The organism is Methanospirillum sp. (genome assembly GCF_028679455.1).
Taxonomy (GTDB): domain Archaea; phylum Halobacteriota; class Methanomicrobia; order Methanomicrobiales; family Methanospirillaceae; genus Methanospirillum.
The window spans coordinates 1-5,427 of the sequence record NZ_JAJRBM010000125.1 but is presented as its reverse complement, the minus strand read 5'-3'; the positions used below and the strand labels follow the sequence as shown (position 1 = coordinate 5,427).

Annotated in this window: 10 protein-coding genes; 5 read left to right on the top strand and 5 right to left on the bottom strand. The window is 45.8% G+C overall.

Annotated features, from left to right (window positions below; genetic code table 11):
* A partial coding sequence (locus LUQ50_RS04325) for a cache domain-containing protein (RefSeq protein ID WP_300036712.1) occupies positions 1–630 on the top strand: 630 nt, incomplete at its 5' end.
* 330 nt (positions 631–960) lie between these two features.
* On the opposite strand, the gene LUQ50_RS04320 is transcribed toward LUQ50_RS04325, so the two are convergent.
* The 5 genes from LUQ50_RS04320 to LUQ50_RS04300 form a co-directional block, all read right to left on the bottom strand.
* Complete coding sequence (locus tag LUQ50_RS04320) at positions 961–1,317, bottom strand: putative zinc-binding protein (RefSeq protein ID WP_300036709.1); 357 nt, start codon at positions 1,315–1,317, stop codon at positions 961–963.
* Between the two features lie 12 nt (positions 1,318–1,329).
* Positions 1,330–1,788: a putative zinc-binding protein gene (locus LUQ50_RS04315; RefSeq protein ID WP_300036706.1), complete on the bottom strand. Its 459-nt coding sequence runs from the start codon at positions 1,786–1,788 to the stop codon at positions 1,330–1,332.
* Positions 1,788–2,024 carry a thioredoxin family protein gene (locus LUQ50_RS04310; RefSeq protein ID WP_300036701.1) on the bottom strand — a complete coding sequence of 79 codons (237 nt, stop codon included), beginning with the start codon at positions 2,022–2,024 and terminating at the stop codon, positions 1,788–1,790. The genes LUQ50_RS04315 and LUQ50_RS04310 overlap by 1 nt, the downstream gene beginning before the upstream one ends.
* A 69-nt stretch (positions 2,025–2,093) precedes the next feature.
* Positions 2,094–3,068 carry a permease gene (locus LUQ50_RS04305; RefSeq protein WP_300036698.1) on the bottom strand — a complete coding sequence of 325 codons (975 nt, stop codon included), beginning with the start codon at positions 3,066–3,068 and terminating at the stop codon, positions 2,094–2,096.
* A gap of 20 nt (positions 3,069–3,088) precedes the next feature.
* A complete protein-coding gene (locus LUQ50_RS04300; protein ID WP_300036695.1) occupies positions 3,089–3,346 on the bottom strand; it encodes a hypothetical protein in 258 nt (85 codons plus the stop codon).
* Between the two features lie 199 nt (positions 3,347–3,545).
* Between LUQ50_RS04300 and LUQ50_RS04295 the strand changes: the two genes are divergently transcribed.
* From LUQ50_RS04295 to LUQ50_RS04280, 4 genes are all read left to right on the top strand, one after another.
* The gene (locus LUQ50_RS04295) at positions 3,546–3,731 is read left to right on the top strand and encodes a hypothetical protein (RefSeq protein WP_300036692.1); all 186 of its coding nucleotides are present in this window, start codon (positions 3,546–3,548) and stop codon (positions 3,729–3,731) included.
* Positions 3,728–4,099 carry a putative zinc-binding protein gene (locus LUQ50_RS04290; RefSeq protein WP_300036689.1) on the top strand — a complete coding sequence of 124 codons (372 nt, stop codon included), beginning with the start codon at positions 3,728–3,730 and terminating at the stop codon, positions 4,097–4,099. Before LUQ50_RS04295 ends, LUQ50_RS04290 begins: the two co-directional genes overlap by 4 nt.
* A gap of 102 nt (positions 4,100–4,201) precedes the next feature.
* On the top strand, positions 4,202–5,014 hold the full coding sequence (locus LUQ50_RS04285) for a methyltransferase domain-containing protein (protein ID WP_300036686.1): 813 nt from the start codon (positions 4,202–4,204) through the stop codon (positions 5,012–5,014).
* Positions 5,015–5,133: 119 nt separating this feature from the next.
* Positions 5,134–5,427 (top strand): helix-turn-helix transcriptional regulator (locus LUQ50_RS04280; protein ID WP_300036683.1); only part of this gene is annotated, 294 nt, incomplete at its 3' end.

Genomic DNA, 5,427 nt, shown 5'->3' with positions numbered 1-5,427 from the left:
GCAACCGATCCAAAAACGTTTGGTATTGGAAAAGAACTTGGATCAAGCCGGGTTTATTACGCATTCAATCGAGAGATATCTCCTGCCTTTGTTCAGGAGGTAAATACAACGATACAGTCACTCAAACGTGATCGATCAGAAGCAGGTGTGACTGAGTATGAACGAATTATCTCCCGGTATATCGGTGTTCAATGTTCATTTAACTCCACAGGTAAAGAGAAGGTGATTGATCTTGTCAACAAGACTGCAATTGCACTCTCATCGAATGCACCCGAAACGATTGCTGATATCAATGCAGGGAAAACTCCATACCGGGATCCAACAGACCCTGAACTTTACGTGTTTGTATTTGACAAAAACATAACGCTTATGGCGAATGCGGTAAATTCTGCAAATACTGGGAAAAATCTCTCCGGGATGACTGATGTGACCGGGAAGGCGTTCCGTGATGATATGGTAGATGGAGCAGTCCGGAATGGAACCGGATGGGTGTCCTATGTCTATTCGAACCCTGACTCACTGGGACTGTATCAGAAGATGAGTTACTATCAACTGGTTAACGGGAGTGATGGGATCTCGTATGTAATAGGTTCAGGAAGGTATGTTTCCTGTGATGAGGTCACCAGTTAATTTTCATTCAAACCGTACGAATACCTGTCATCCCTTTTTTTAAACATTGAGGGTATTTCTCCTTAATTTTAATTTATTATCAGGATATAGCCTCATATTTTCTGGTAACGTTTACTGTCCGGTTGTATGCCCATTCAGGATCTGACAGACTCGTGGTACATTCACCTACCGAACCAGGAAAAAAAGATGGTATCACTATCATACCGAAATCCTGGGATAACGGGAGGTCAGAATCTATCTGAATATTTTACGGATTGATACTGATTTTCAAAAAACGTGGAACGCTTCTCTTTCCTCACTTGTGGCGGTACATGAGAAATCAACCTACGATTATCGGAGTTTATCTCTGATAACGACGGTGAGATGCTCTATCTCATCAAACCGGGGTTCTTCCATCCCATTTTTGACAATCCCGCATTCTGTGGCGATCAGGTGAAGGTCAGGATTAAACCCTTGCTCCTGCACCTTCTTTCTCCCGCACCAGTCAGAGCATCCGTCGAGCACGACGATGGTTTCTGCCTGGGAAAGGGCAATTTGCAGCCGGTCAGGATCAGTCCTGCAAGAGATGCAGTGTTCGATCATGCCTGGGCATCGCTGCAATAGCATTTCTCCGGTCTTGGTAGTCAGTTTTCCCGTGTTGGATATCCCTGAACAGGTAATCAGGGTTATCCCGTCATCATCATACATAAAAAAATGAGATTAGCAGCACTTCCCGCTGCAACCGCACCCTCCAGATCCGTCGGAGGGTTTCTTTCCTTTCCCTGATTCCTGGAGTTCTCCTTCACCTTTCCATGCAGCTGAGGCAATCGCCTCGACCTGGTCTGGGGTGAATGACCGGTCACCACTCTTCTTTTCAATACCGAGATCGGTGATCACCAGGTGCTGGTGAACCGGAACACCGGCATTCTCTGCGATCTTCTTTGCACAATGCATCCCGCACCCGTCGATCGCAACAACTTCATCGACCTCGTTGGCACGTTTTGCAAGGGCTTCAGATGATGCAAGCAGAGCTGTGCAGGCATATCCACCATACGTTTCTTCATCAAGCTGGATGGCAGCGGCATTCGAGATCTGACCGGTATTCGCCTGTCCACAACAGGGGAAGATGATCCGTGATTTATCCCCGCCGCCACAACTGCAGGGTCCCTGCTCTGCCATTATGCCCCCTTGAGTATCTCGATGATCTCATTCACGGTCGGAACCCGGCCGGCCACAACCTCTTCACCGTCTACAAACAGGGAAGGGGTCATCAGAACGCCACGACTGACGATCTCGTTCAATTCGTCAACCTTCACAATTTCAGCCTGAACACCGGCTTTTTTTACAGCATCGGCTACATTGTCGAACATACGTTTGCATTTAGTACATCCACTTCCAAGAACTTCGATCTTCATATTTCACCTTAATTTGAATTATAGGATTCTAATGAGATATTCATCTTTCGGACAGTTAATTCACGTCCATCAGCCCATTAACCAGTTGAAGAGGTATCCGGTACAGATGATTCCGACACCAACGACACTGATGAACACCGCAAGAAGGCGGGGTTTGAGCACCTTTCTGAGTAAGATCATTTCAGGGATGGAAAGAGCAGTGACCGCCATCATGAAAGCGAGAGCAGTTCCCATCGCAACCCCGGCTCTCGTCAGTTCAGATACCAAGGGCATAACTCCGGCTGCGTTACTGTAGAGAGGAATCCCGATGATAACTGCTACAATCACTGCAAACGGGTTATCTTTCCCAGCATAGGCGGCAAGAGCATTGGCAGGGATCCAGCCGTGCATCAGGGCACCAATACCAATACCGATTACGACATACAGCCAGATCTTTTTGATAATCTCGACAGTATCTAACCAGGATTCCTGGAGTCGTTCAGAATACGTCGGGTTATGCATAGAGATCCTGGTATCCCTTACCTTGACCTGGTAGACATAATCCTCAACAAACCGTTCGAGTTTGAACCTTCCGATGATGAGACCGGCAACAATAGCGATCACTTCACCTGACACGATATATATGGCTGCTATCTGCCAACCGAACAGCCCATACAGCATTACCAGGGCGACTTCATTCACCATTGGAGCTGCAATCAAGTAAGTGAATGTGACACCGAGCGGTATGCCAGCTTCAACAAACCCGATAAACAACGGAACTGCAGAACAGGAACAGAACGGTGTTATTATCCCAAGCAGGGCTGCGAGGATATGCCCGATAAAAGTAGAACCTTTCCTCTCGGCTAGCCAGGCCCGTGTCTTTTCGGGAGAGAAGAAAGACCTGAGAAAGGTGACAACATACACGATAACGAGAAGCAGTATGAAGATCTTCACCGTATCATAGATGAAGAAGTTTAAGGAACTACCTGCAGGACTGTCTGGGCTCAGCCCAAGGAGAGTATACACAATCCAGTCTGCAGCAGACTGTACTAATTCAAAGACCATGATTTCCTCTTATGAAATTTTTATTCCTGCGATCCTTTTTGATAAATCGTGAAAATCGATGTTAGATATGCTTCTTCGACTGGTTTTGGGATGTAATTATACACCTTCACTCTCCGGAGAAGATTCTCTTTGATCTGCTGATCGGATGAGAGATTCAACTCTTTCACTTCGGTAACAATCTCATCCAACATTGTGATTCCGGTCTGAATGCCATTCACTGAGACCATCCGAGTTTTTCGGACTGCATCAGCCTGACAACAGGGGATATCTTTGTTCATCTTCTTATCACCAGGATGTTCATTCATCGTTGATTAGATTCTGATCAAGTGGAGGAACTATTTCAACAATTATTGAATTGATCTGTGGCTATTTAAAAATAGATATTCCAGTTTTTTTACCCGATTTGTATCCCGGTGCTTCATGAAAATCTGAAGTCCGTCTTTGGGGTTATTCTCTATCCCTGACGATGTGTGTGATATGTCTGAATTTTTTGGAATCGCGTTTTCGCTGTTTGGAATTATTGCCATGATCATGTTCATGGTTATCATGATGGGCGTATGTTTCCTCATGATGCGAGTATTCAGGCGGAGAATGGGCGGTATGAACGGATGCTGTGGATGTATGGGAATGGTTTGTGAGAGGAAAGAGGAGTATAAATCATGACTGTAATGTCTGACCAACACCAGGGTACCGGAGCGAAATCCGGTGCAATCATTCTCGCGACCTGTTCAGGTGTCTGTAATGTTGGGCAACTGACAACCCAGGCAGCGATGCAGCTTGTCCGCAGGGCTCCGGGATCGTTCAGATGGATGAAGGTGGAGAAGGGGAAGCGGGTACGGACGGTATCACCTGAAGATACGATATGGGCAATTGTCGGATGTGATGGCCGATGTGCGTGCAAAGAGTTGGAAAAAGCCAGTATTGCGTATGAAAAAACCGTGATTGCAACCGATCTCGGAATCGTCAGGGACGTAAAAACCCCGGTCCGGTTCGATGAGATTGACCGGTTTGCTGAGAAGATCCGATCCTGATGAACTGAGAACACCCCTCTTTTTCAAGATCTAGCATCGTCGTTCTTCCATGAAAGAGAAATAGTCAAAAATCACATGTATACATTCAGCGTCGTGAAAAAAATGGACTCATTCGCTTCAGGGTTTGCACGGGTTGATACAACCGGTGACGCCCATTCATTTGTACAATATTTAGATCTGGTACATTCACTCCCATTTTTCCAGGAGTGTAAAACTCTCAGTTATGAAAGACTGGCTCTTACACCAGGTGATTCGGTTCTAGAGATCGGGTGTGGTAACGGAGTTGATACAAAAAACCTAGCCGGGATCGTCGGAGCATCAGGGAACACGGTAGGAATTGATATCAGTGCTACCATGCTGGATGCTGCACGAGATAATGCAAAAAACTCAGTATCCTCCCCTGAATTTATGCTTTGCGACGGTCACCATCTCGCTTTTCCAGATGATACATTCAATGGCGTGCGAGCTGACCGGGTGATCCAGCATACCAGAGATCCATTTGCGGTGATCAAGGAGATCACCCGGGTTACCAAACCTTCTGGAACTGTGGTCATTTTTGAACCTGACTGGGGTACATTCTCTCTGTGGCCTTCAGAACGCGAGGTTAGCAGGAGTATTCTTAACTTCTGGTGTGATAGTATTCCATCTGGATGGGTAGGCCGTTCTGTCTATGCAGCGTATGGTAATGCCGGTCTCACTGAGATCTGCGTTGAGCCAAAAACCCTGATCATCACAGATCTTACAATAGCCAGAAAAATCTTCGATCTGGATACCACATTCACTCATGCCGTTCAGGAAGGGATTGTCTCACAGGAAGCGGTAACACAGTGGGAGGAAGCCCTGGTACAGGCTGATCATCATATGCAGTTTTTTAGTTCGTTGACCTTTTTCCTGGTTACAGGGATAAAATCCTGAATTTTTTGTCAGGAATAGAAGAGGCCTGGATCGACACAGATTTTAACTCTTGATATGAGAGTATACAGTAATCCAGGATATTCTAAAATTTTATGAGATATTTTTTGAGGAGTGATGATATGAGTTTGCCTGAACCAATAGAAGAGAGTCTATGTGAAATCGGTGGTGTTGACGGTCTCAGACAGTATCTTCCCCCTGATGAAGAGTTGTTCAGGAAGAAGACCGTCTTTACTTCTCTTGCTGATACTACCCGTCTCCAGATTCTCTATCTCCTGAATGTCCAGCCGCTCTGTGTGTGTGTGATCAAAGAGGTGATTGATATTGCAGACTCAAAATTATCATATCATCTCAAAACACTCACAACTGCTGGGTTGATTGATAAAGAACAGGATGGAATCTTTATCATTTACTCG

What these genes read in the sequence shown, in the direction of transcription:
- LUQ50_RS04320 (WP_300036709.1), bottom strand. Translation starts at nt 1,317, where the DNA reads ATGTATGATGATGACGGGATAACCCTGATTACCTGTTCAGGGATATCC.
- LUQ50_RS04315 (WP_300036706.1), bottom strand. Translation starts at nt 1,788, where the DNA reads ATGGCAGAGCAGGGACCCTGCAGTTGTGGCGGCGGGGATAAATCACGG.
- LUQ50_RS04310 (WP_300036701.1), bottom strand. Translation starts at nt 2,024, where the DNA reads ATGAAGATCGAAGTTCTTGGAAGTGGATGTACTAAATGCAAACGTATG.
- LUQ50_RS04305 (WP_300036698.1), bottom strand. Translation starts at nt 3,068, where the DNA reads ATGGTCTTTGAATTAGTACAGTCTGCTGCAGACTGGATTGTGTATACT.
- LUQ50_RS04300 (WP_300036695.1), bottom strand. Translation starts at nt 3,346, where the DNA reads ATGAACAAAGATATCCCCTGTTGTCAGGCTGATGCAGTCCGAAAAACT.
- LUQ50_RS04295 (WP_300036692.1), top strand. Translation starts at nt 3,546, where the DNA reads ATGTCTGAATTTTTTGGAATCGCGTTTTCGCTGTTTGGAATTATTGCC.
- LUQ50_RS04290 (WP_300036689.1), top strand. Translation starts at nt 3,728, where the DNA reads ATGACTGTAATGTCTGACCAACACCAGGGTACCGGAGCGAAATCCGGT.
- LUQ50_RS04285 (WP_300036686.1), top strand. Translation starts at nt 4,202, where the DNA reads ATGGACTCATTCGCTTCAGGGTTTGCACGGGTTGATACAACCGGTGAC.